This is a genomic window from Paraburkholderia sp. RL18-085-BIA-A (genome assembly GCF_046027075.1).
Lineage (GTDB): Bacteria > Pseudomonadota > Gammaproteobacteria > Burkholderiales > Burkholderiaceae > Paraburkholderia.
In genome coordinates this window covers 1-359 of sequence record NZ_JARESU010000661.1, presented here as the reverse complement: position 1 = coordinate 359, position 359 = coordinate 1, and the positions used below count along the sequence as shown (strand labels likewise).

Annotated in this window: 1 protein-coding gene; it reads left to right on the top strand. The window is 58.8% G+C overall.

From position 1 onward, the window contains the following. Positions 1-90 precede the first annotated feature (90 nt). Positions 91-359 (top strand): DNA-binding protein (locus P0D89_RS54290; protein WP_408379889.1); only part of this gene is annotated, 269 nt, incomplete at its 3' end.

The window sequence follows — 359 nt, the reverse complement described above, 5'->3', positions numbered from 1 at the left end:
TACGGTTAATGTCAAAATTATGACCATAAACAATTAGAAATGAAGCGGTTTACGTTATATTATGTTCAAAATTTGACTGAACCTGAGCCCATGTCCGACGCCCTTCCTGATGAAACCCGCCTGGCGGCCGAAATCGGGCGCCTGAAGGCCGACTTCCCGAAGACGCGCGAGCTCTACCGCGAGGTCTGCGCGCTGCTGTTCTTCCGCTTCGGCCTCACGCCGACCGCGAACCGGCTGTACCAGCTGGTGAAGCGCGGCAGCATGAGCACGCCGACCGCGGTGCTGGGCGAGTTCTGGACCGAACTGCGCGAAAAGAGCCGGGTACGGATCGACCATCCCGACCTGCCGGCCGATCTCGG